This window comes from Polaromonas sp. UC242_47, from assembly GCF_044452385.1.
GTDB lineage: Bacteria > Pseudomonadota > Gammaproteobacteria > Burkholderiales > Burkholderiaceae_C > Polaromonas.
The window spans coordinates 3654438-3677608 of the sequence record NZ_JBIOAO010000001.1; the positions used below are offsets into that span (position 1 = coordinate 3654438).

Sequence of the window (23171 nt, forward strand, 5' to 3'; positions counted from 1 at the left end):
TTGCACCGCCAGGTCACTCGAGGCCTGGCGGTGGCAACCCTGTTTATTTGGTTGCGATGGTCGCGCCCTTGGCGGGTTCGTCAGGCTTCTTGTCGTTGCCTTCGATGTAAGGGCTCCAGGGCTTGGCTTTCACCGGGCCGGGCGTCTTCCACACCACGTTGAACTGGCCGTCGGCCTTGATCTCACCGATAAACACCGACTTGTGCAGGTGATGGTTTTTCTCGTCCATCTTCGAGACGATGCCCGAGGGTGCATTGAAGGTCTGGCCGGCCATGGCGGCAATCACCTTGTCGGTATCGGTGGATTGGGCTTTTTCAACCGCCTGCTTCCACATGTTGATGCCGATGTAGGTTGCTTCCATCGGGTCGTTGGTCAAAGGTTTGTCCGCGCCCGGGAGCTTTTTGGCCTTGGCGTAGGCCGACCATTTTTTGATGAACTCGGTGTTGGCCGGGCTCTTGATCGACTGGAAGTAGTTCCAGGCCGCGAGGTGACCGACCAGCGGTTTGGTGTCCACACCGCGCAACTCTTCCTCACCGACCGAGAAGGCGACAACCGGCACGTCTTTGGCTTTCAGGCCGGCATTGCCCAACTCTTTATAGAAAGGCACGTTGGAGTCGCCATTGATGGTGGAGACCACCGCGGTTTTGCCGCCGGCCGAGAACTTCTTCACATCCGCCACGATGGTCTGGTAGTCGCTGTGGCCAAAGGGCGTGTATTTCTCGTCGATGTCCTTGTCGGCCACACCTTTGCTCTTGAGGTAGGCGCGCAGGATCTTGTTGGTGGTGCGCGGGTACACATAGTCGGTGCCCAGCAATACCCAACGTTTGGCGCCGCCGCCGGCCTTGCTCATCAAATAATCGACGGCAGGAATGGCCTGCTGATTCGGCGCCGCACCCGTGTAAAACACGTTTTTGGACAACTCTTCACCCTCGTACTGCACGGGGTAGAACAGCAGGCCGTTCATTTCCTCGACCACCGGCAGCACCGACTTGCGCGAGACCGAGGTCCAGCAGCCAAAAATCACGGCCACCTTGTCCTGGCCCAGCAGTTGTTTGGTTTTTTCGGCAAACAGCGGCCAGTTGGAGGCCGGGTCCACCACCACGGGCTCCAGCTTTTTGCCCATCACGCCGCCCTTGGCGTTGATCTCTTCAATCGCCATCAACACCGTGTCTTTCAAGGTGGTTTCAGAAATGGCCATGGTGCCCGACAGGCTGTGCAACACGCCCACCTTGATGGTGCCGCCCGACTGGGCATGGGCTGGCAACACGGACAGGCCGGCCAGGGCGACGGCGGCGCTCAGCGCCTTGAGGGTAAAACGACGTTGCATGGTGCTTCTCCGGTAGGTGGTAAATCGCATGTCGCTGCGCACAAGCCACAAAAGCGGGCTTTGACGAAGCGATGAAGCAATTCTGGGGACCGAAGGGGGATTGGGCTATACGCCGGGTGGCGTATGCGAACGCTTGTATGGAGCAAGCGGCGGGACGTTAAAAAGCCCGCGCGCTGCGGGCATTTTTGAAATTGGACGTGGACACTTACGCGGCCCACGTTACGGCAATTCACATGCAGGAGCTATCTTTGTTTTTCTCGTCGTGAAAGCTCTTGTCGACGTGCCGCCGTGAGAATCGGCTTTGCCTGGCCAGGCGTTTCAACGGGCTTGCCGTTGAGAGGCTGTATTTTAACACAGTAACAAAAAAAATGCTTGGCGCGGCTAGGGAAACAGGACACGCCGCCGATGGAGGCAGCGCGCCAAGCCAATAAACAAGTTCTTGCCGGGGCGAATTTACTCCTGAATTAATAGCTAGCTGCGACCGTGGAATAAGGGCTGGATGCCTGTTCGGTCTAAAATTCTTGCAACTTGGGCATCAGGGCCCCTTAGGCAGCTCCAAGGCCTGCTCCTGCCGCGCCCTGGAAAACGAACCCCAGCCCGCCATGAACATCGCCGCCACCGCCGGCCCGATCACAAAACCGTTCAGGCCGAACAGCGCCATGCCGCCCAGGGTGGACACCAGCACCACGTAGTCAGGCATCTTGGTGTCTTTGCCGACCAACACCGGGCGCAGGATGTTGTCGACCATGCCTATCACCAACACGCCAAAGGCCGTGAGCACCGCGCCTTGCCAGATGTCGCCGGTGACCAGAAAGTAAATCGCCACCGGGCCCCACACCAGGGCCGCGCCCACGGCCGGCAGCAGCGACAAGAAAGCCATCAACGTGCCCCACAACACGGGGGCGTGGATGTCCAGCGCCCAGAAAATAAAGCCGCCTAAGGCGCCCTGGATCAGCGCCACCACCACATTGCCTTTGACGGTGGCGCGGATCACGGTGACGAACTTGTGGCCCAGGTCGCGCTTGATGTCGGCTTCCAGCGGCACGGCCTCGCGGATGCGCCGCGACAGGTCGGCGCCGTCGCGCAGAAAAAAGAACAGCAGGTACAACATGATAAAAAAGCTGACCACCAGATCAAAGGTGTTCTGCCCAATGCTCAAGGCCTGCGTGGCGATGAACTGGCTGGCCTTGGACATGCTGGCCGCCAGCCGCGCCATGATCAGGCCGGTGTCGCGCAGGCCAAAACGGTCCAGCGCGCTGGTGGCCCAGGCGGGCAAGGCGCCGTAGGCCTGCTGCACATAGGCGTTGAAATTGAGCTCACCCGACTGCATGCGCTGGAACAGGGCGGCGGCTTCCTGCACCAGCATGGCGACGACCAGGGTCAGCGGCAGGATGACCAAGACCAGAATGATGGCCACCGTGGCCATGGCGGCCCAGGTGCGCCGGCCGCGCAGGGTCTTGAGCAGGCGCAGAAACAGCGGCTTGAACAGCAGCGCCAGAATCATGCCCCAGAACACGGCGCCATAAAAAGGCAGCAGCACCCAGAAGAAGGCCAGCGACACCGCCACCAGCAGGATCAGAAAGAAGCGGGTCTCCAGGGCCTCGGAACGGGCAATGATAAAAAGTTTCATGCTGTGCCTTTCAGCAGGGTGTGGCGCCTGGCGCCGTGTACATAAAAAGCACCAAATGGCCTGATGGCCACCTTGTCGCTGAAACGCTGCATGGCTCCCCCTGTTGCTAAATCGAGAAGCCCATTGTGAGGCCGTCCGGCCATGCGGCGGGTAGGAAGACGCCGCGCCCAGCGACGGCACAAGGCGTAGCGGCAAGCACCGGCGAACTCATTCGCTATCGAATACATAGCTGCTTGCGACCATCACATAAGGGCTACATGTCTTTTTGGCTTGAAGTTTCAGTCCTGGCAAACAAGACCGCGGCAACACGCCATTGACCGCGATAGGGTTCCGGGCGACATTCCGGGTCTCGGTCATCCATCATGGCTTGATGAGTGTCCAGAACGAGTTCTCATTTCTTCAGGAGCACACGCATGACAAAAACCATACTCCTGATCCACGGCGCCTGGGTCACGCGTGAGAGCTGGGCTCACTTTCGCGGCTATTACGAAGAGCGGGGTTATCACTGTGTGGCACCCGCCTGGCCTTTTGTGGACAGGCCGGCGGCGCAGTTGCGGGAGAGTCCGAATCCACAACTGGCCGGGCTGACGATAGGGCAACTGGTGGATTATTTTGAGCAGCAGGTACGCGCCCTGCCCGAGCCGCCGATTCTGATCGGCCACTCCTTTGGCGGCCTGATTGTGCAGATGTTGCTGGACCGCGGCCTGGGCGCCGCCGGCATCGCCATAGACCCCGGGCCGCCGCGTGGCGTCTTGCCCAGCCCGATAGCACTGTGGTCGGCGCTGCCGGTGCTGCTGTCCTGGTTCGGCTGGCGCCGTATCTTGAGCATGTCGTTTGCCAGTTTTTCCACCACGTTTGCGAACGCCCTGAAGCCTTCGGAGCGGCAGGCGGCCTACGACGCCCACATCGTGCCAGCGCCGGGACGGATTTATTTTCAGGCGGCGCTGGGCATAGGCAACGCCGTGAACTTTGCGAATCCGCAGCGTGCACCGCTGCTGTTGATCGCGGGCGCCGAAGACCGGACCGTCACGCTGTCCATGGTCAAGGCCATGTATCGCAAATACCGCCCCTCACCGGCGCGTACCGACATCGTCAGCTTCCCCGGCAAAAGCCACTGGCTGATTGCCGAGCCGGGCTGGGAAGTGGTCGCCGCCAAAGCGCTGGACTGGGCCGAGGCGCAACTCCACCCTGACGACGCCTGGCAACGCGAACAAGCTTGCGCTACGTAATCAGTAGCTGCGTGCGTCCGTGGAATAAGGGCTGGAGGCCGATTTGATCCTTATTCCGCCGCAGCCTGCGGGCTGACGCCCGTCATGGCCCCGGCCCGCAACAACACGGCACCCAGCAGCGCCGCCGTGGCCGCAAACACCGCGCCCACCACAAAAGCCATCTGGTAACCGGCATTCAGCGCCGCCAGCGCCTGCGCGCCGGCCGCCAGCTGGCTGCTGCTGCGCGCGGCGGCCAGGCTGGCCAGCACCGCCAGGCCCAAGGCGCCGCCCATCATGAAGGCCGTGTTGACCACGCCCGAGGCGATGCCGGACTCGCTGGGCGCCACGTCGCTCATGGCGGCCAGCAGCACCGGGTTGAACGCCATGCCGGCGCCCAGGCCTAGCAGCAACATGCCGGGCAAAACATCGACGACAAAACTGCCGCCTACCGGCGCACGCGCAAACAGCGCCAGGCCCACGGCAGCCAGCAGCAAACCCACGGCCAGCGGCATACGTATGCCAAAACGCATGACAATTTTGGCCGACAAGCCTAACGAAAAGGCCGCCATGATCAGGTTGGCCGGCAAGAAGCCGAGACCGACCTGCATGGCGCTGTAACCCAGCACCAGTTGCATATACAGCGCCGAGATAAAAAACCAGGCAAACATGGCAGCGGCCCACAACACACCGACGATGTTGGCAGTGGCGACGTTGCGCAGGCGAAACAGGGCCAGCGGCACCAGCGGCGTGGACACCCTGGATTCAATGCGCAGAAAGACGGCCAGCAACACCGCCGCAGCCGCCAGCAGGCCCAGGGTTTGCGCCGAGGTCCAGCCGGCCTCGTTGCCGTTGACCACGGCGTACACGGCCAGCATCAACGCGCTGGTCACGGTGATGGCGCCCCAGACGTCCAGTCGCGCACCGCTGGCCTGCCCGCGGCCGCCTGGCAGCAACAGCAGGCACAGCACAAACACCAGCGCGCCTATCGGCAAGTTGACCAGAAAAATCCAGTGCCAGTTGAAGGCATCGGTGAGCAGGCCGCCCAGCAACACACCTATGCTGCCGCCGCCGGCACAAACAAAACCGTAGACCCCCATGGCCTTGGCACGTTCGGCCGGCTCGGTGAACAGATTCATGATCAGCGAGAGCGAGATCGCCGACACCACGGCGCCGCCCAGCCCCTGCACGGCCCGGGCGATGATCAACATGGCTTGCGAATTGGCAACGCCGCAGGCCAGCGAGGCGGCGGTGAACAAGGTGAGCCCTGCCAGGAACAAACGGCGCTGACCATACAAATCACCGAGCCGCCCGCCCAGCAGCAGAAAGCCGCCAAAGGTCAGCATGTAGGCGTTGACCACCCAGACCAGCGAGGTCTCGGTAAAAGACAAATCGGTTTTGATGGACGGCAGGGCCACGTTGACGATGGTGGTGTCGAGCACAATCATCAACACGCCCAGGCAGAGCACCATCAGGGCCCACCAGCGTTTGCGGCTGTCGCGGTGCTGTGTCATTCGGATGTCCTTTTCTGGTTTAAGCCGCATTGGGCTTGCCCTGTACATACTTAACTACATGGATTAGTATCAGAAAAACAAAAACGCCTGTCAAGCCCGGCGACCCACAGCGCTAGACTGCGGTTTTTATCCCCCTTCTTCACCTGAGGAGTTGCCATGGCCGTTCATGCATTGTTCGCCTACCTCCACGTCAAACAGGCAGGTCCGGCGATCGCTTTTTACCAGACTGTTTTTGACGCCACGGAGAAGTTCCGGCTGACCGAGCCTGACGGGCGTGTGGGCCATGCGGAATTAGACTTCAACGGCAGCACCCTGATGCTGTCGGAGGAATATCCGGAAATCGGCCTGCGCGCCCCGGATGCGGCAGCGCCGGCCAGCATGACGCTGCACCTGCATGTGGACAACTGCGACGCGGTGATTGCACGGGCGCTGCAAGCCGGCGCAAGACTGGAGATGGCGGCACAGGACCAGTTTTATGGTGAACGTTCAGGCAGCTTTCGCGACCCGTTTGGCCACCGCTGGAATGTGGGCCACAGCATCGAAGAAATCAGCCCCGAAGAAATGCAGCGGCGTTATGCCCGCATGATGCAGACATCAGGCTGAGGACCTCGCACCGGCGCTTGAAAAAACCGGGGGCAGCCCCATCTACATCGCTGACACTACGCAAAAAAATGTGTCCGCCACCGCCCCGTATGTAAAGCGGCGAAACACCATGCAAGTGTGCTGGCCTTTTGCCCCATCTCGACATTCAATGTGTTGATGACCAACTTCCTGATCAAGAAACCCATGACTTCGACTGTTGCCCACCTTTCCCCTTCCCGCCTGACCAGGCCTTACCGCGTTTACCGTGCCTTAGGCGGCATGTTGCTGGCCCTGACCGTCTTCGTGTTGGCCATGAACGCCCATGCCCAGCCACAGGCCGAGCCGGCGTCGCAGGCCCAAGTCGCCGCACCTGTTGTGCCGGTGGTGGCGGCTGAACCCAAATACGCCGCCAAGGATGTGGAGCGCGCCTTCGGTTTCATTGATGCCAACCGGGATGGAAAAATCAGCCGCGAGGAAGCCGCCGGTTTTCGCGGCGTGGCCAAACACTTTGATGAAGCCGATCTCAACAAGGACGGTTTCTTGTCACGCGATGAATTTGCAAATGCCTTGAACGGGGAAAAAAGCCGCTGAGCATCGCATCAACCACCTGAGTCCTGCGCCTCACCGCTGGGGCTGTTGATCCTGTTCTGGCCAATGCGCTTTGACGGGTGATGGATGAGAAGACACCGGTGCACCCTCAGGAGCGATCCCGCCCAATGCCTGGCGCACAGCTGGCGCCCTTGTTTCTGTGCCAGCGGAATCGCGAGGCTGGCGAGAGGCAAAAAAATAGGCAATCACCGTGGCACAGACTGGGCTTAGGCTGACCGGCTCAGCGCTTGCGGGCGGTCCCCGATGCAGTCGGTTTTTTTGCGGCGCGTTTTTTCGGGGCTGCTGTGGCTGAACGAGGGGCGCTCTTTTTGGACGCCGCGGCTTTGGAAACTTCTTTCCAGGGCGGGTGGACCTCCTCTTGCTGGTAAAGAAAACGGGCCAGCGCATCCAGCCGCGCAGACCAGAACTTTTCATACCGCGACAACCACACCGCGGCTTCCTGCATGGGTTGCGCCGAGAGTTCACAGCTGACCACACGCCCGTCCTTGGCGCGCGCCACCAGGCCGGCGTCTTCCAGCACACGCAGGTGTTTCATGAAGCCGGGCAACGACATGCCATGCGGCTGGGCCAGCTCGGTCACCGACTGGCTGCCTTGCTCCAGCGCCTGCAAGACCTGGCGCCGCGTCGGGTCGGCCAGCGCGCCGAACACCGCACTCAACACATCGTCGTTTTTATACTTAACCATATAGATTAGTATCAAGCCGAAGCACGACCGGTGTCAAGCGCAACGGCTTTATTTCAGCGGGATTTTGATCGCGCGGTCAATCGGCACGGCGGCCACGCTGTTTTGCGGCGAACCTTCAATCACCCGGTCCGAATAGGTCAGGTAGACCAGGGTGTTGCGCGTGGCATCGACCATGCGCACGATGCGTATTTTTTTGAAGACCAGCGAAATCCGCTCGCTGAACACTTCCTCCTGCACCGGCAACGGTTTGCTGAATGAAATCGGCCCGACCTGGCGGCAATCAATCGAGGCCTCCGACTTGTCTTCGGCCAGCCCCACCGCGCCCTTGATGCCGCCGGTTTTGGCGCGCGAGACATAACAGGTGACGCCCTTGACCTTGGGGTCGTCGTGTGCATCGACCACGATCTTGTGATCGGGGCCTATGAACTTGAACACCGTGTCCACCTCGCCAATGGTTTGCGCCTGTACCTGGGCAAACACGCCGCACAGCAGCAATAACAGGAGGGCGGGCTTTTTCATGGGGCTTCTTTGCGAGTTGGGACGCCCCCACTATAACGACGCAGGGCGGGCTGGCCCGCCTGCGCCCTCAATACCGGCGCGGATCGTCGGGCCGCCTGTCGTTGCGGTTGGGCACACCGTCCCCATCCCGGTCACGGTCAGCCCGGTTGGGAACACCGTCGCGGTCGCGGTCACGGTCGTGGTTGCCGTAGCCGGGGCCGCCATGCGGTCGGTCATGACGGCCATTGTCATAAGGCACGGCCACGCAGCCCGCCAGACTGGCCGCGGCAACAACAAGCAAAAGGGCAATTTTTCTCATGACGCTCTCCTGGGTAGTGGTGCAGCCTCTGCGGACTGCCAAGCCCATTGCAACGCCTTTGGATGTCTGCCAGGTGTTGTTAACCGTCATCAAGCGTGAAGCTGGTAATGAGATGTTCGGCAGAAAAACGTTGGCTCTTCAGATGCTATTGAATACATAGCTGGCTTCGCCCGTCCCTCATGGGCCAGAGGCCTAAAACATGCCAAACCTTTGGCCATACGCGCCAGCCCGCACAGAGAGACGCGCAGGGAGAGTAGCATTCACGCAGGACACCCTCCCTCTCACTTTCAAATTCGACATGAAGCGCCTGCCTACCCTGACTCTTGTTGCCGGCCTGCTCGCCGGTGTGCCACTGCTGCATGCCGCCGGCGAAAAAGCCGCCGCCGCACCCAGCCACCCCATCGTGGGCACCTGGACCTGGGCCTTGTTTGGCGGCAGCTGCACCGAAACCTTGCAATACCGCGCGGACAAAACCGTGCTGGGCACCAGCGGGCAGGAAGTATTTGAAAGCCGTTACGACATTGCCGCCACGCCGGATGCCCAGGGTTTTTACAAACTCGTGGAAACCGTGGTCCGGCAGAACGACAAAAAAGATTGCTCGGGCGCCACCTTGGACGAGCCGGGTGAAAAAACCACTCGCTTCATCCAGTTCAGCCCCAAGCAGGACCAGTTGCTGGTCTGCGAGGCCGCAACGCTCAAGGCCTGTTTTGGGCCTTTGAAACGGGTTCCCTGAACGGGTTTTATTGGGCTGGAGGACGTCACATGAAAATGGTCGGAAAAATCATTGGTTTATTGATGGTGCTGATGGGCACGGTCTGGTTTTTGCAGGGCATCAATATTTTGCCGGGCAGCTTCATGACCGGGCAAACCCAATGGGCCGTGTATGGCGGCCTGTGCTGCGCAGCGGGCATTGTGGTGCTTTACTTCAGCCGCCGCGCCGGACGCACGCCGCCGGGCGCCTGAGCCGGCTGGGGCGCGGCCCTAGGCCTGGTTGCCCTGCGTGCTTGCGCGCCGACGCCGCGTGACAACCACAGGCGCGTTGGACGTCGCAGCCGTGTCCTGCTCGCGCTTGTTGAGATATTTGCGATACAAGCCGGCCGCGAGCCCCGAGGTGATGGCCAGGACAATCAGTTTGCGTAACATGGCAGCCTCCTTAAAAAACACCGAACAACATCAGGATGATGACAATGCTGATCGGAACACCGAGTAACCAGGCGATGAAGGGCATAGGCCTTTTCCTTGCTGAAAAAACTCTAGGCTAAACGCGTCATCTGCCGCTGCTTGCGGGAGGGCAGCCCCAGCACAGGTAGGGCCCGACCTACACCCGGCCCACAGGCTGCGCTTGAAATCCCGGCCCGCCACAAAGCTTGGGTATATTGGGGTCTGAAGCGGCAAGCAGCCCGGTGAGCGGGCCGCACCGCTATCCACCCAGGACAGCATGAAAAACCTCTATCGCTATTTCTTCCGCGGACTGATCACCGTCTTGCCGGTGGCCCTGACCCTGTACCTGCTGTATATCTTTCTGGCCTGGTCGGAAACCCTGACCTTGTGGGTCTTGCGCCCGCTGATAGGCAGTTTTTATGTGCCTGGCCTGGGCCTGGTGTTTGGCGTGTTGATCATCCTGCTGATCGGTTACCTGGTGTCCAAGCCCGGCGTGCGCAAACTGCTGTCTTTTGCCGAGCTGCCGTTCACCAACCTGCCCGTGGTCAAAAGCATATACAACTCGCTCAAGAGTTTTGCCGACTACTTTTCACCGGCCGGCAAACAGGGCGAACAAAGCGTGGTGATCCTGCGCATGCCGGGTCACGCCATGGAAATTGTCGGGCTGATCACACGCCGCAGCTTTGCGGATTTACCAGCCGGCTTTTTGCCGGGCGAACGGGTGGCCGTGTATTTGCCCATGGGTTACATGATTGGCGGCTACACGGTGTTTGTGCCGGCGGACTGGGTACAACCCATCGCGATGTCGGTCGAGGAAGCCATGCGTTCCTCGCTGATCGCCTGGATGGCGCGGCCGGCGGCCGGCGCGGGACACGACGACGCGCACGCCCCTTGATGAGTCGGTTTAAACGGAGGTATTCAGATGAAGCTTTATTTCAACCCGAAAAGCCGGGCCACGATAGCCAAGTGGATGCTGGACGAATGCGGCGCGACTTACGAGACCGTGCTGATTGACCTGGAAAAGCGCGAGCAAAAGACGCCCGCGTTTCTGGCCATCAACCCGGCGGGCAAGCTGCCGGCGCTGCTTGATGGCAAGCAGCGGCTGTTTGAAACCCCGGCCATTTGCTTGTACCTGGCCGAAAAGTTTCCGCAGGCCAATCTGGCCCCACCGCCGGGTGCGCCGGGGCGCGGACGTTTTCTGTCACTGATGATGTATTCAACCGCGCAGTTGGAGCCTGCGATGGGAGACAGCCTGATGAAGCTGCCGACCCCGCGCGAGCGCGGCTGGGATGATTTTGAAACGGTGAAGAACGTGATCGAGCAGGAACTGGGCCATGGCCCCTACCTGCTCGGCGAGCAGTTCACCGCAGCCGACATCATGGTCGGCTCGATGTTCATCTGGCAACGCCTGTGGGGCGTACACACCGGCCGGCCCAGGCTGGAAGCCTATGTGGACCGGCTGCTCGCGCGCCCGGCCGCGATGGCCTTATAAACGGCTGTTGTTAGCTCAATGCGCCTGGCGCGATGGGCCTGGGCCACGGCCGGCAATGTGCCGGAAAGTGATGCGGCCCTTGCTCAGGTCGTAAGGCGAGAGTTCCAGCGACACCTGGTCGCCGGCCAGAATACGAATGTGGTTTTTGCGCATCTTGCCGGAGGTGTAAGCCACCAGCTTGTGGCCGTTGTCCAGCGTCACGCGGAAGCGTGAATCTGGCAACACTTCGTTGACCAGCCCGTGCATCTCAATCAGTTCTTCTTTGGCCATGATGTAACTCCTTGGGAATTCGAAAAAAATGTCTGTACAGGCCGCTTAGCGCCTCAGGCGCAAGCCGGCAAGGAGCGCTCGTGAATCCAGCGCATCGCATGTTCAGTAGCGTAATGCACGGCGGAGGCCGCGCTGTCAAAAAATCCATTAAAACGCAACACGCGGTCATGCGTGCCGCTGCCCTGGCCGGAGCGGATGGAAACCGATGCGGCGAAACGGCCTTCGCCCTGGGGCTTGGCCGATGGGGAGACAAGGTATTTGCCCACCTCTATCCTGGTGTGATCTATCTTCATAAAAAGCCTTTGCCGGGTATGTATCCCGGCTTGTTCAATGGAAACGTAAAAGGCTTGCGAGCAAGCCAACGGGTGTTCGGTTCTGCCTGCCAAACCCCGGGAAGGGCTGGGCGGGTGAGCCTTGAGTGGGCACCGTTGGGAGAAGTGCTCGCTAGGAAATAGAACAGTGTGGATGGGGTTCAGGGCGTGTGGGGCACTGATAACACTGTGAATCCGGGCTCTGAGAAGCGCCGCATTTGAGAAGGAAGCCAGTGGGTCAGCGGCTTCGATGTAAAAAGCTGATGCGTTACCGAAGCTCTTATTGTAACCGCTATGCCCTTAACACGCATAACACACCGCCCCCGCCGCCAAAGACCATCGCCCCTACCCGTCTATAGACCTGCGCCTACAGCCAGGCGCCGCGCCGGCGTTCACACTGAAAGCTCACCGCCGTTCGCAGACGGTTTCACCTGAGGGGCCGGCACTGCATCCCGCCGGCCGCTATCGAAGAGGAAGTGACATGCAAGTTCAAGTCAATACCAACCACACCATCGAAGGCCGCGAAGCGCTGGAGCGCTGGGCGCAGACCGAGTTGAGCCAAGCCTTGAACCGTTTCAACCACGAAGTCACCCGCGTGGAAGTGCATTTGAGCGATGAAGTCAGCGGCAAAAATGGCAACAGCGACAAACGCTGCCTGATGGAAGCCCGGCTGGCCAACCACCCGCCGGTGGCCGTGACCCACCATGCGGGCGGCATGGACGAAGCCTTCCGCGGCGCCGAAGACAAGCTCAAACGCCTGCTGGACAGCACCCTGGGCCGGCAAAAAGACCACCGCGACCGCGACTCGATACGCCGCGACGTGGTGCTGGACGCCAGCCAGACGCTACCAAATACATAGCTGCTTGCGCCCATCCTGTATGGGCTGGAGGCCTGAAACGCTTAAATTTCCGGAAAAACCCGAATTCAGCCCTCAAACTGCGGATGGAGTTGCTTGATGCGGCTCATGGCCATCCCGGCCGCCGCGGTGCGGGTTTCCACGCCCAGCTTGGCAAACACATGTTCCAGGTGTTTTTTCACGGTCATGGGGCTGGTGCCCAGGATGTCGCCGATGTCGCGGTTGATCTTGCCCTTGACCACCCAGTACAAAACTTCCGCTTCCCGCGCCGTGAGCCGAAAACTCAGGCTCATGGCCTGAATCACGGTTTCGTCGGACTCCTCGCGCATGATGATCAGCCAGTCGCCGCCTCCTTCGCTATCGCCGGTCTGCTGGTGCAAACGGAAAGTCAGCCGCCTGGCGCCCGGCGCCGGGCTGGCGCAGGTCAGGCGCGGCGGCTCGATCTGGCGCTCGGCGTCAAACAGGTGGCGGCGCAACCAGACCAGCACCGGCTCCGGCGTCTGCGGCGCGCTGGTGCCGTAATACTGCTGCAACAACTCACGCGCCAGCGGGGTCTGCCACATCAGCTTGCCGTCGCTGACCCGCACTGTGATGGTGGCGTAGCCAAACGCGTCCAGCGCGTTGCGCGCCTGGCGTTTTTCGCGCGCGCCCTGCAGATGCACGGCGATACGCGCGAGCACTTCCTTGGGCTTGATCGGTTTGGTCACATAGTCCACCCCGCCCGAAGCCAGCGCCGCGACCAGGTATTCGGTCTCGGTCAGCCCGGTCATGAAAATGATGGGAATGTGCGCGGTCTGGGCCTCGGCTTTCAGGCGTTTGGCGACCTCAAAACCGTCCATGCCGGGCATCATGGCGTCGAGCAGCACGATGTCGGGCAGGGCTTGCGCGGCGCGCTGCAGCGCGGCTTCGCCGTGGGTGGCGATCAGCACGGAGTAGCCGGATTCGTCCAGCGCGTCGTGCAGCACCGACAGGTTGTCGGGCACGTCGTCAACAATCAGCACCACGTCGCTGTTGGCGCGGTCCAGCGTCTGGTCCAGGGTGCGCTTGCTCATGGCGGCGCCTTGCCGAGCTGCTGGCTCATGGTTTCAAACTGAAACTGGCGCGCCAGCGTACGCATCTCGGCGGTAAAAACCGCGCTTTGCGGTTGCGCCAGGTCAATCTCGTCCAGCGTGTTCATGATGCCGCGGAAATAACCGAGGTTGACCACCTCGCGCAGCGCATCCAGTTGCGCCTCAGCCGGGTAGACACGCGGCAACACCGGCCCGGCGGGCGCGGCCGGCACCGGGGCCGGCGCGTCCAGCCAGACCAGCGCCAGGCGGCGTTCCAGCCAGTCCAGCAGTTCGCTGTGACGCACCGGCTTGAGGATGAAATCTTCGGGGCGGATACCAACATCGTTGTCCAAGCCTTTGTCAAAGGCATTCGCCGAAACGATGGCCACATGGGCATCCGTGTGACCCAGGGCCCGCAGCCGGCGCAGGGTCTCCCAGCCGTCAATGCCCGGCATGGCCAGATCCATCAGAATCACGTCGGGCTGGTAACCCGCGGCCAGCAAGTCCAGGCCGTCGTGGCCGCTGGCCGCTGTGCGCAGCTCAAAGCCCAAGGGCTGCAGCACCTGCACCAGCAGTTCACGATCCGCCTCTTCGTTGTCCACCACCAGCACACGTCGGCGCGGCCCGGCGTAACCAAACTTGCCCTTGTGGGCACGGGCGGATGCCCCCGGCAGCGCCGCACCGGGCGCCAGGTTCACCTCGGGCAAAAACAGCTTGACGCGAAACACCGAGCCGACCTCGGGGGTGCTGGCCACCGTCAACTCGCCGCCCATCAGATCGGTCAACATCTTGGCCATCGTCAGGCCCAGCCCGGCGCCAGGTGCGGCCGGCCCGGGCGTGGCGACGCGGGTGAAGGGCTCAAAAATTCGATCAATCTCCTGCGCCGACAGGCCGGGCCCGGTGTCTTCAATCTCTATGCAAGCCATCTCGCGCGCGTATTTCAGGCGCAGACGGACATGGCCGGCAGCTGTGAACTTGACGGCATTGCCCAGCAGGTTGATCAGGATCTGGCGCACACGTTTTTCGTCGGCCCGGACCACCAGCGGCAACACACCTTCCGACTCGAAGTGAAAAGCCAGGCCTTTGGCCTGCGCCTCGAGTTCGAACATACCGGTGAGCTCCTGCACAAAGTCGGTGAAATGCATGGGTTTGATATTGAGCGTGAGTTTGCCGCTTTCGATGCGGGCAATGTCCAGGGTGCCTTCGATCAGCGACAACAAATGTTCGCCGCCACGTTTGATCACACCCACCGCCTGCTGGCGGTGCGCCGGGATGGAGGGGTCTTCACCCATCAATTGGGCATAACCCAGGATGCTGTTGAGCGGCGTGCGCAACTCGTGGCTGATGGCACTGATGTAACGGCTCTTGGCCTGGTTGGCCAGGTCCGCCACGCGTTTGGCCTGCTGCAGCGCCTCGTCGGTCTGGCGGTGCGACTCGATTTCTTGCATCAGCAAATGGGTTTGCCGGTTCGATTCTTCCTGCGCCACCTGCCGGCTTTTGTGGGCCAGCACCAGCCACCAGGCGACCAGCCCGGCCATCACCAGCAGCGCCATGTAGGCCTTCAAAAAGCCGGAACGCAGCGCCGCACCTGAGACGGTTTGCAGATCAAGCAAGGCACGCATTTCCTGCTGATACAGCAGGCCAAATACGGAGGCCAGCAAAGGCACGACCACCAGCATCAGGAGCAGAAAATGGCCCAGCCCGGTGTCCAGATAAGGCCAGGCGCGGCGCGGCAACAGCCAGCGCAAGGTGGCCGACCATTGGGCCGACAGGCTGGCTTGCGGTTTGCACAAATCGCCGCAACGCGCATCCAACGTGCAACACAGCGAACAGATCGCGCCCTGGTAGGCCGGGCAATGCGCCATGTCCGGGCCTTCGTAGTCGCGCTCGCAGATCACACAGCGCTGCAAGGCATAGGGTTGGTAGCGGCCCAAGGGATCGCCGCCCGCGCCCTCGGCGCTGCGCGCGATGTAATAGCGCCCTTTGGTGGCCCAGGCAATCAACGGCGCCGCGACAAAGGCCGTGCCCAGCGCGATCAGCGCCGAAAAAGCCTGCGCCAGCGGACCAAACAGGCCCAGGTGGGCGGCCACCGACAGCACCGACGCCAGCGCCATTGCACCCACGCCAACCGGGTTGATGTCGTAGAGGTGGGCGCGTTTGAACTCAATGCCTTTGGGCGACAAGCCCAGCGGTTTGTTGATCACCAGATCGGCCACCACCGTCATCATCCAGGCGATGGCGATGTTGGAATACAGGCCCAGCACATCCCCCAGCGCCTGGAACACATTCATTTCCATCAGCATGAAGGCGATCAAGGTGTTGAACACCACCCACACCACGCGCCCGGGGTGGCTATGGGTCAGGCGCGAGAAAAAGTTGGACCAGGCCAGCGAACCGGCATACGCATTGGTCACATTGATCTTGAGCTGGGAGATCACGACAAACAGCGCTGTCGCGGCCACGGCCCAGCCGTAGTGCGGAAACACGTATTCATACGCCGCCAGGTACATCTGGTTCGGGTCCACCGCGCGCTCCAGTGGCACCATGTGCTGTATCGCCAGGTAAGCGAGGAAAGCGCCGCCCAACATCTTGAACACACCCAAGACAACCCAGCCCGGGCCGCCGGCCAACACACCGGCCCACCAGCGCCGACGGTTGGCGGCCGTCTGCGCGGGCATAAAACGCAGGTAGTCCACCTGTTCGCCCATTTGTGTGATGAGTGCAATACCCACGGTCAAGGCGGCACCAAACAAGTGCAAATCAAAGCCGGAAACTGTCCCTTTTTCACCTTTGTAGTGCGTGATGCCGGCAAAGGCGGTGGGGTCACGCACCAAAACGTAGATAAACGGCACCACCAGCATCACCAGCCACAGCGGTTGTGTCCAGATCTGCAGGCGACTGATGACCGACACGCCGTGTGTGACCAGCGGAATCACCACCAGCGCGCAGATCAGGTAACCCCAGCTCGGCGGAATGCCCAGCGCCAGATCCAGCGCGTAAGCCATGACCGCGGCTTCCAGCGCAAAAAAGATGAAGGTGAAGGAGGCGTAGATCAACGAGGTCAAGGTCGAGCCGATGTAGCCAAAACCGGCGCCGCGCGTCAGCAAGTCCATGTCCACGCCGTAACGCGCGGCGTAAATGCTGATGGGCAGGCCGGCCATGAAAATGATCAGGCCCGTCGCCACAATCGCCCAGAAGGCATTGGTAAAACCGTACTTCACCAGCAAGGTGGCGCCCACGGCTTCCAGGATCAGGAAGGACGCCGCGCCAAACGCCGTGTTGGCAACCCGCCACTCGGACCAGCGGCGAAAACGCTGCGGCGTAAAACGCAACGCATAGTCTTCCATGGTCTGGCTGGCGACCCAGCTGTTGTAGTCGCGCCTGACCTTGATGATGCGCTGCACCGGCGCCTCGGCTCCTGTCGCCATGGGCGGTGCCGGCGCCCAGCGGGGCACCGCCGGGGTCGGCAATGGCAGTGGTGATGTGGCCGGGCTATCCATGACTGGTTTGTCAATACGTCCCAAGGAGCAGGCCAGCACAAGTGCAGGTTCCATGCCACAGGGGGAAAACCAGCGCCGCGATCGCCCTGCCTGTGGCACCATTCTTGCACCCTGACACATTCATGACCGCAGCCGCCGCCCCGGAGAGACCATGGAATTGACCCCCAGAGAAAAAGACAAGCTGCTTATTTTTACGGCCGCCTTGTTGGCCGAACGGCGTCAGGCGCGGGGCCTGAAACTCAACTACCCTGAAGCCGTCGCGCTGATCAGCGCCGCCGTGATGGAAGGCGCACGCGACGGCAAAACCGTGGCGCAACTGATGAGTGAAGGCCGGACCATTTTGAGCCGTGCCGACGTGATGGACGGCATCGCCGAATTGATCCCCGACATCCAGGTCGAGGCCACCTTCCCCGACGGCACCAAGCTGGTCACCGTGCACCAGCCGATTGTTTAAGCCCCACCCGGAGACATTCCATGAACAAACACCTCAAATTCGCTCTTCTTTTGATAGCTGCTTGCACTCTTTCCACGGGGGCTATGGCCCATATTGGCTCTGATTCCGGCCACAGCCATGGCAGTGGCTTGCTGACGGGTTTCATGCACCCGCTGACCGGCCTGGACCACCTGGCGGCCATGGTCGCCGTCGGCCTGTGGAGCGCGCTGGCCGCACGCCGCGCCTGGCCCGACCTGTTGTGGGCACCGCTGGGGTTTGCCGCCATGTTGCTGGTCGGCGCCCTGCTGGGTTTGCAAGGTGTTCAGTTGCCGGCCGTGGAACCCATGATTGCCGCTTCGCTGCTGGTGATCGGCCTGCTGGTGCTGACACGCTGGCAGGTGCCGGGCGTGGTGGCCGCAGCCCTGGTCGGCGTGTTCGCCGTTTTTCATGGCCTGGCCCATGGCTATGAACTGGCCGGTGATGCCCATGCCTTGCCGACCATGGCCGGCATGCTGGCCGCCACCTTGTTGCTGCACGGCACGGGTTTGGCGGCAGGCTGGGCACTTCGGCATGCCAGCGTCTGGGTGCCGCGCCTGGCCGGTGCCGGCGTGGCGATTTTTGGCCTCACGCTACTCGGCCGCTTGGCCTGAAAAAACATGATCCCAGGCGAATTACTGACCGACGGCCCCGACCATGCACTCAACACCGGGCGCCGCACCCTGACCGTGGTCGTGCAAAACACCGCGGACCGGCCCATCCAGGTCGGCTCGCATTACCACTTTGCCGAAACCAATGGCGCGCTGGCCTTTGACCGCGCGGCGGCGCGTGGCATGCGACTGAACATTGCCTCGGGCACGGCCGTACGTTTTGAGCCAGGCCAGCAGCGCACGGTGGAGCTGGTGGACTATGCGGGCGACCGCAAGGTATTTGGATTTCGCGGACTGATTCAGGGGAAAATTTAGTGGCAACCATTGGCAGACAGGCTTATGCCGAGATATTTGGCCCCACGGTCGGTGACCGCGTGCGCTTGGCCGACACCGATATCCTCATTGAGGTCGAGGCCGACTACACCTTGCGTGCCGGCAGCTACGGCGAAGAAGTCAAGTTCGGCGGCGGCAAGACCATACGCGACGGCATGGCGCAATCACAGCACACACGTGTCGAAGGGGCCATGGACTGCGTGATGACCAATGCGCTGATCATTGACCACTGGGGCATCGTCAAGGCCGACATCGGCCTCAAGGGCGGACGCATCGCGGCCATCGGCAAGGCCGGCAACCCCGACACCCAGCCAGGTGTGGACATGATCATCGGCCCGGGCACCGAGATCATCAGTTGTGAAGGAAAAATTGTCACGGCCGGTGGCATTGATTCACACATCCATTTCATCTGCCCACAGCAGATTGAAGAGGCCCTGGCCGCGGGCATCACCACCATGCTGGGCGGCGGCACTGGGCCGGCCACCGGCACCTTTGCCACCACCTGCACGCCTGGCCCCTGGAACATCGAACGCATGTTGCAAGCGGCAGACGCCTTCCCCATGAATCTGGGTTTTCTCGGCAAAGGCAATGCCAGCCTGCCAGCCGCGCTGCACGAACAAATCAACGCAGGGGTGATCGGGCTCAAGCTGCACGAAGACTGGGGCACAACCCCGGCCGCCATCAGCAACTGCCTGGACGTGGCCGAAGAAACCGACACGCAGGTGGCCATCCACAGCGACACGCTCAACGAAAGCGGTTTTGTCGAAAACACCATTGCCGCCACCAAGGGCCGCAGCCTGTGCGCCTTTCATACCGAAGGGGCGGGCGGCGGCCACGCGCCCGACATTTTGCGGGTGGTCGGTGAGCAGAACTTTCTGCCTTCGTCCACCAACCCGACCATGCCGTACACCGTCAACACGCTGGACGAACATGTGGACATGTTGATGGTCTGCCACCACCTGAATCCGGCGATTGCCGAGGACCTGGCTTTTGCCGAAAGCCGCATCCGCAAGGAAACCATTGCGGCCGAAGACGTGTTGCACGACCTGGGCGCGATCAGCATGTTCAGTTCGGACAGCCAGGCCATGGGCCGCGTCGGTGAGGTGATCATTCGTTGCTGGCAAACGGCGCACAAAATGAAAGGCCAGCTTGGCAAACTGCCCGGCGACACGGAGCGCCACGACAACTTCCGCGCCAAACGTTACATCAGCAAATACACCATCAACCCGGCGATCGCCCATGGCATCGCGCATGAAGTCGGCTCCATCGAAGTTGGAAAATGGGCCGACCTGGTGGTCTGGAAACCGGCCTTCTTCGGCATCAAACCGGCGCTGATCCTCAAAGGCGGCTTCATCGCCATGGCTGCGATGGGCGACCCGAATGCCTCCATCCCGACGCCACAACCGGTGCACTACCGGCCCATGTTCGGCAGCTTTGGCGGTGCGATGGCCAAAGGCTCGTTGACCTTTGTCTCGCAGGCCGGCCTGGCCGCGGGTGTGAAAGAACGTTTCGGCCTGGCCAAAACCGTCGCCGCCGTCAAGAATGTACGCGGCGTGCAAAAGCGCCACATGGTCCACAACAACTACGCGCCCAGGATGGAAGTCGATGCGCAAACCTACGCCGTGCGGGCCGACGGCCAGTTGCTCACCTGCGAGCCGGCACGCAGCCTGCCCATGACGCAGCGGTACTTCTTGTTCTGAGCACCGAGACGATGACTGCTTTTCACATTCGACCTGACGATCTCAGCGACCCGCGAGTCGCTGTCTTTCTGGAAGAACATCTGGCCGATATGCGCCGCGTGTCCCCGCCGGAAAGCGTACATGCCCTGGACTTGGCGCAATTGCGCCAGCCTTCGATTCTTTTCTTCAGTGCCTGGGATCAAACCAGCCCCAGCCCGCAAGCCAAGCTGCTGGGAACCGGCGCGCTCAAGCTGCTGGATGAAGGGCATGGAGAAATCAAATCCATGCGCACCCACGCACAGCGCCGAGGCCAAGGGCTGGCCGGGCTCATGTTGCATCACCTCATCCAGGTTGCCCGCACCCGGGGACTGCAACAACTCAGTTTGGAAACCGGGCCGCAAGATTTTTTCGCTCCAGCACGGAGCCTCTACCAGCGCCATGGGTTTCAGCCTTGTCCGCCGTTTGCAGACTACTGGGATGACCCCTACAGCACTTTTTTCACCTTGCAGCTTTAGGCTCACCATGACTGGGCTCCCCCATCCGGGCACGACAATAGCCACCTTGCAAGAAGAGACACCAGAATGCTGACCGTATCCAAACTCATCCCCCAAGGCCGAGGCCTCGCCCCCGTGCTGCTCAAACGCGCCTCCACTATCGAACTCGACTGGGATGTGCGCCAGAAAAGCCGCTTCGAAACGACCGACTCGCTGGGCCGCCAGCTCGGCATCTTTTTGCCGCGCGGCACGCTGGTACGCGGTGGCGATGTGCTGATTGCCGAGGATGGTTCGATGGTGAAAGTGATGGCGGCGGCGCAAACCGTACTGCGTATCACCGCTTGTCCCAACCACGGCAGCCCGTTTGACCTGACACGTGCGGCCTACCACCTGGGCAATCGGCATGTACCCATCGAGCTCAAACCCGACCACCTGAAGATAGAACCCGACCATGTGCTGGCCGACCTGCTGCGGTCCATGCACTTGATCGTCAACGAGGTCAGCGAAACGTTTGAGCCGGAAGGCGGGGCCTATAGTGCCGGCGGACATGCCCACACCCATGCGCCAGTAACAACAGTTGCTACGCCCCATGTCCACGGCCCGGACTGCAACCATGGGCATGAACACGGTCACGGCCATGCCCACCCTGAAGCGAAGCCGGTGGCGATCCAGATTCACAAACACAAGCCACACAGCCATTGAGCCCAACACCCACGTCCTTGCCGGCCGCCAGCCTGCTGCAACTGATCTGGCTGGCCTCCCCGGCCTTGCCCGTCGGCGGCTTTTCTTACTCCGAAGGGCTGGAAGCCGCCGTGGACAGGTCGGTCGTAGCTACTGAAAGCATAGCAGCCGACTGGCTCAGCGACCAGTTGCATCTCAGCCTGGCGCGTGGGGATTTAGCCGTGTTGGCCAAGGCCATTCCAGCCTGGCGCAAGGATGATCTTGATGCCGTGAAAGCCCTCAATGACTGGGTGTTACAAACCCGAGAAACCAGCGAGTTGCGCCTGCAGGCCGAACAAATGGGGCGCTCGTTACTGGAATGGCTGCGCAACCACCACAGCGTCAGTGCGGTCCAGATCGACACCTGCGCACAGTTGCCGCCGACCTACCCTGTCACCTTTGCGCTGGCTGCCTCACCCTTGGCGGCGGATGTGTCCGACTGCCTGCTGGCTTATGCCTTTGGCTGGGCCGAAAACATGGTGCAGGCGGCACTCAAGTCAGTCCCCTTGGGGCAAAGCGCCGGCCAGCGCATACTGGCACGGCTGGCCGCAGAAATTCCGGCAACCATCGCCCACGCGACGGAACTGGCCGATGATGAGCGCCAGGCTTTTTCACCGATGCTGGCCATTCTTTCTTCGCAACACGAAACCCAATATTCCAGATTGTTTAGATCATGATCGCAGTGCAGAACCGCTTCAAACAAGATCAGGCCCCCTCGGGGGGCAGTGCAGCCGCCACAGCGGCCAACGTGGAGGCTTTATGAGCATGCATCACATCGCCAACCGCACGAAGAAACTTCCGCCACTGCGCGTCGGCATAGGCGGGCCCGTCGGCTCCGGCAAAACCACCCTGCTGGAGATGTTGTGCAAGGCCATGCGTGACAAGTACGATCTGGTGGCGATCACCAACGACATCTACACCAAGGAAGACCAGCGCATCCTCACCGTCAGCGGCGCGCTGGCTGCCGAACGCATCATGGGTGTGGAAACCGGCGGCTGCCCGCACACTGCCATCCGCGAAGACGCCTCCATCAACCTCGAAGCCATCGACCGCATGCTGGTGGATTTTCCGGACGCCGACGTGGTGTTTGTCGAGTCCGGCGGCGACAACCTGGCCGCCACCTTCAGCCCCGAACTCAGCGACCTGACCATTTACGTGATCGACGTGGCAGCTGGCGAAAAAAATCCCGCGCAAGGGCGGCCCCGGCATCACCAAAAGTGATCTCTTCGTCATCAACAAGACCGACCTGGCCCCTTATGTGGGCGCCGACCTGGCGGTGATGGAAGCGGACACCATACGCATGCGCACCACGGCCAAAGGCCTGAAACCTTTTGTCATGACCAACCTGAAAACCAACATCGGCCTGGCCGAGGTGGTTGCGTTTATCGAAAGCAAAGGCATGCTGCAGGCAAGCTGAATGCCTTTTTTCGGGTCGAACTCCGGGCAGGCGCATGCAGCGGTTGAACCCTCGGTTCCGGAAGCGTGGCAGAGGGGTTGAATGCCGCGGTCTTGAAAACTGCCGAGGATGCGAGTCCTCCGTAAGTTCGAATCTCCCCGTTTCCGACTACTGGCGACTTTGCCATCCCAGACTGCATGCCTTCTCCATGGCCTTGAGCCTTTCGCTCCACGCGTCTTGTCTCCGCTTCACCAACGCCTGAAGCCGCAGCCCTTTCACAAAGACCTTAGACGCATGCTTTGCCTGAAGCCAGGGTTATAAAAAAACCACATCAGCCCCTGTAAAGACGGTAATTTGTCTCACCGTCTTTAGGTTACCTCCTGTTACCATCGCCCGATACCCTGAACAGAAGAGCCGAAAAGGCCGACATTGAAAGCAATGTGTTCAGTCTGTCAGCTTCC

The 23171-nt window shown here is 61.3% G+C and carries 27 protein-coding genes, 1 tRNA gene and 1 pseudogene; 18 read left to right on the forward strand and 11 right to left on the reverse strand.

The genetic code is table 11. From position 1 onward, the window contains the following. Positions 1-43 precede the first annotated feature (43 nt). Entirely contained in the window at positions 44-1327 is a 1284-nt protein-coding gene (gene urtA / locus ACHMXK_RS17650) for an urea ABC transporter substrate-binding protein (RefSeq protein WP_397441829.1), read from the reverse strand. Between the two features lie 535 nt (positions 1328-1862). Then, positions 1863-2957, reverse strand: a complete 1095-nt coding sequence (locus ACHMXK_RS17655; protein ID WP_397441830.1) for an AI-2E family transporter — start codon at positions 2955-2957, stop codon at positions 1863-1865. 413 nt (positions 2958-3370) lie between these two features. Between ACHMXK_RS17655 and ACHMXK_RS17660 the strand changes: the two genes are divergently transcribed. Then, complete coding sequence (locus ACHMXK_RS17660; protein WP_397441831.1) at positions 3371-4186, forward strand: alpha/beta hydrolase; 816 nt, start codon at positions 3371-3373, stop codon at positions 4184-4186. A gap of 50 nt (positions 4187-4236) precedes the next feature. On the opposite strand, the gene ACHMXK_RS17665 is transcribed toward ACHMXK_RS17660, so the two are convergent. Beyond that, entirely contained in the window at positions 4237-5676 is a 1440-nt protein-coding gene (locus ACHMXK_RS17665) for a DHA2 family efflux MFS transporter permease subunit (protein WP_397441832.1), read from the reverse strand. A gap of 156 nt (positions 5677-5832) precedes the next feature. Between ACHMXK_RS17665 and ACHMXK_RS17670 the strand changes: the two genes are divergently transcribed. Further along, a complete protein-coding gene (locus ACHMXK_RS17670; RefSeq protein ID WP_397441833.1) occupies positions 5833-6279 on the forward strand; it encodes a VOC family protein in 447 nt (148 codons plus the stop codon). 183 nt (positions 6280-6462) lie between these two features. Continuing rightward, positions 6463-6849 (forward strand): EF-hand domain-containing protein, encoded by a 387-nt coding sequence (locus ACHMXK_RS17675; protein WP_397441834.1) that lies wholly within the window; start codon positions 6463-6465, stop codon positions 6847-6849. 238 nt (positions 6850-7087) lie between these two features. Here the strand turns inward: ACHMXK_RS17675 and ACHMXK_RS17680 are convergent, their stop codons facing one another. The 3 genes from ACHMXK_RS17680 to ACHMXK_RS17690 all read right to left on the reverse strand — a co-directional run bounded on the left by ACHMXK_RS17680 (position 7088) and on the right by ACHMXK_RS17690 (position 8369). After that, positions 7088-7552 carry an ArsR/SmtB family transcription factor gene (locus ACHMXK_RS17680; protein ID WP_397441835.1) on the reverse strand — a complete coding sequence of 155 codons (465 nt, stop codon included), beginning with the start codon at positions 7550-7552 and terminating at the stop codon, positions 7088-7090. A gap of 48 nt (positions 7553-7600) precedes the next feature. Then, positions 7601-8071 carry a CreA family protein gene (locus tag ACHMXK_RS17685; RefSeq protein WP_397441836.1) on the reverse strand — a complete coding sequence of 157 codons (471 nt, stop codon included), beginning with the start codon at positions 8069-8071 and terminating at the stop codon, positions 7601-7603. Between the two features lie 67 nt (positions 8072-8138). After that, a complete protein-coding gene (locus ACHMXK_RS17690) occupies positions 8139-8369 on the reverse strand; it encodes a hypothetical protein (RefSeq protein ID WP_397441837.1) in 231 nt (76 codons plus the stop codon). Between ACHMXK_RS17690 and ACHMXK_RS17695 the strand changes: the two genes are divergently transcribed. The 3 genes from ACHMXK_RS17695 (at position 8368) to ACHMXK_RS17705 (ending at position 9332) form a co-directional block, all read left to right on the forward strand. Continuing rightward, complete coding sequence (locus ACHMXK_RS17695; protein WP_397441838.1) at positions 8368-8529, forward strand: hypothetical protein; 162 nt, start codon at positions 8368-8370, stop codon at positions 8527-8529. The genes ACHMXK_RS17690 and ACHMXK_RS17695 overlap by 2 nt on opposite strands. A gap of 138 nt (positions 8530-8667) precedes the next feature. Beyond that, positions 8668-9102, forward strand: a complete 435-nt coding sequence (locus ACHMXK_RS17700; RefSeq protein ID WP_397441839.1) for a hypothetical protein — start codon at positions 8668-8670, stop codon at positions 9100-9102. 29 nt (positions 9103-9131) lie between these two features. Continuing rightward, the gene (locus ACHMXK_RS17705) at positions 9132-9332 is read left to right on the forward strand and encodes a hypothetical protein (protein ID WP_397441840.1); all 201 of its coding nucleotides are present in this window, start codon (positions 9132-9134) and stop codon (positions 9330-9332) included. Between the two features lie 18 nt (positions 9333-9350). On the opposite strand, the gene ACHMXK_RS17710 is transcribed toward ACHMXK_RS17705, so the two are convergent. Continuing rightward, a complete protein-coding gene (locus ACHMXK_RS17710) occupies positions 9351-9512 on the reverse strand; it encodes a hypothetical protein (RefSeq protein WP_397441841.1) in 162 nt (53 codons plus the stop codon). A 295-nt stretch (positions 9513-9807) separates the two neighbouring features. On the opposite strand from ACHMXK_RS17710, the gene ACHMXK_RS17715 reads away from it, so the two are divergent. Next, complete coding sequence (locus ACHMXK_RS17715) at positions 9808-10425, forward strand: DUF502 domain-containing protein (RefSeq protein ID WP_397441842.1); 618 nt, start codon at positions 9808-9810, stop codon at positions 10423-10425. A 27-nt stretch (positions 10426-10452) separates the two neighbouring features. Then, positions 10453-11022: a glutathione S-transferase family protein gene (locus tag ACHMXK_RS17720; protein ID WP_397441843.1), complete on the forward strand. Its 570-nt coding sequence runs from the start codon at positions 10453-10455 to the stop codon at positions 11020-11022. Between the two features lie 15 nt (positions 11023-11037). Here the strand turns inward: ACHMXK_RS17720 and infA are convergent, their stop codons facing one another. Continuing rightward, the gene (gene infA, locus ACHMXK_RS17725) at positions 11038-11292 is read right to left on the reverse strand and encodes a translation initiation factor IF-1 (RefSeq protein WP_296923772.1); all 255 of its coding nucleotides are present in this window, start codon (positions 11290-11292) and stop codon (positions 11038-11040) included. Positions 11293-11345: 53 nt separating this feature from the next. After that, the gene (locus ACHMXK_RS17730; protein WP_397441844.1) at positions 11346-11585 is read right to left on the reverse strand and encodes a hypothetical protein; all 240 of its coding nucleotides are present in this window, start codon (positions 11583-11585) and stop codon (positions 11346-11348) included. Between the two features lie 499 nt (positions 11586-12084). Between ACHMXK_RS17730 and ACHMXK_RS17735 the strand changes: the two genes are divergently transcribed. Continuing rightward, positions 12085-12462, forward strand: a complete 378-nt coding sequence (locus ACHMXK_RS17735) for an HPF/RaiA family ribosome-associated protein (RefSeq protein ID WP_397441845.1) — start codon at positions 12085-12087, stop codon at positions 12460-12462. A 65-nt stretch (positions 12463-12527) separates the two neighbouring features. Here ACHMXK_RS17735 and ACHMXK_RS17740 read toward each other — a convergent pair whose 3' ends face one another. Together ACHMXK_RS17740 and ACHMXK_RS17745 are read right to left on the reverse strand one after the other, a co-directional pair. After that, a complete protein-coding gene (locus tag ACHMXK_RS17740; protein ID WP_397441846.1) occupies positions 12528-13511 on the reverse strand; it encodes a response regulator in 984 nt (327 codons plus the stop codon). Then, positions 13508-17008: an ATP-binding protein gene (locus ACHMXK_RS17745; protein WP_397442555.1), complete on the reverse strand. Its 3501-nt coding sequence runs from the start codon at positions 17006-17008 to the stop codon at positions 13508-13510. The genes ACHMXK_RS17740 and ACHMXK_RS17745 overlap by 4 nt, the downstream gene beginning before the upstream one ends. A gap of 151 nt (positions 17009-17159) precedes the next feature. Here ACHMXK_RS17745 and ACHMXK_RS17750 point away from each other — a divergent pair, with 151 nt between their 5' ends. From ACHMXK_RS17750 to ACHMXK_RS17790, 9 genes and pseudogenes are all read left to right on the forward strand, one after another. Continuing rightward, on the forward strand, positions 17160-17462 hold the full coding sequence (locus tag ACHMXK_RS17750; protein ID WP_305562254.1) for an urease subunit gamma: 303 nt from the start codon (positions 17160-17162) through the stop codon (positions 17460-17462). A 20-nt stretch (positions 17463-17482) separates the two neighbouring features. After that, complete coding sequence (locus tag ACHMXK_RS17755) at positions 17483-18091, forward strand: HupE/UreJ family protein (RefSeq protein WP_397441847.1); 609 nt, start codon at positions 17483-17485, stop codon at positions 18089-18091. A gap of 6 nt (positions 18092-18097) precedes the next feature. Then, on the forward strand, positions 18098-18403 hold the full coding sequence (locus ACHMXK_RS17760; protein ID WP_397441848.1) for an urease subunit beta: 306 nt from the start codon (positions 18098-18100) through the stop codon (positions 18401-18403). Then, positions 18403-20121 (forward strand): urease subunit alpha, encoded by a 1719-nt coding sequence (ureC, locus tag ACHMXK_RS17765; protein WP_397441849.1) that lies wholly within the window; start codon positions 18403-18405, stop codon positions 20119-20121. Before ACHMXK_RS17760 ends, ureC begins: the two co-directional genes overlap by 1 nt. Before the next feature lie 89 nt (positions 20122-20210). Further along, positions 20211-20615 carry a GNAT family N-acetyltransferase gene (locus ACHMXK_RS17770; protein ID WP_397442556.1) on the forward strand — a complete coding sequence of 135 codons (405 nt, stop codon included), beginning with the start codon at positions 20211-20213 and terminating at the stop codon, positions 20613-20615. A gap of 66 nt (positions 20616-20681) precedes the next feature. Further along, positions 20682-21296, forward strand: a complete 615-nt coding sequence (ureE, locus tag ACHMXK_RS17775; RefSeq protein ID WP_397441850.1) for an urease accessory protein UreE — start codon at positions 20682-20684, stop codon at positions 21294-21296. Next, positions 21293-21991, forward strand: a complete 699-nt coding sequence (locus tag ACHMXK_RS17780) for an urease accessory protein UreF (RefSeq protein ID WP_397441851.1) — start codon at positions 21293-21295, stop codon at positions 21989-21991. The genes ureE and ACHMXK_RS17780 overlap by 4 nt, the downstream gene beginning before the upstream one ends. Before the next feature lie 82 nt (positions 21992-22073). Then, positions 22074-22731, forward strand: a pseudogene (gene ureG / locus ACHMXK_RS17785) (urease accessory protein UreG). Positions 22732-22790: 59 nt separating this feature from the next. Further along, positions 22791-22877, forward strand: a tRNA-Ser gene (locus ACHMXK_RS17790). Positions 22878-23171: the final 294 nt, after the last annotated feature.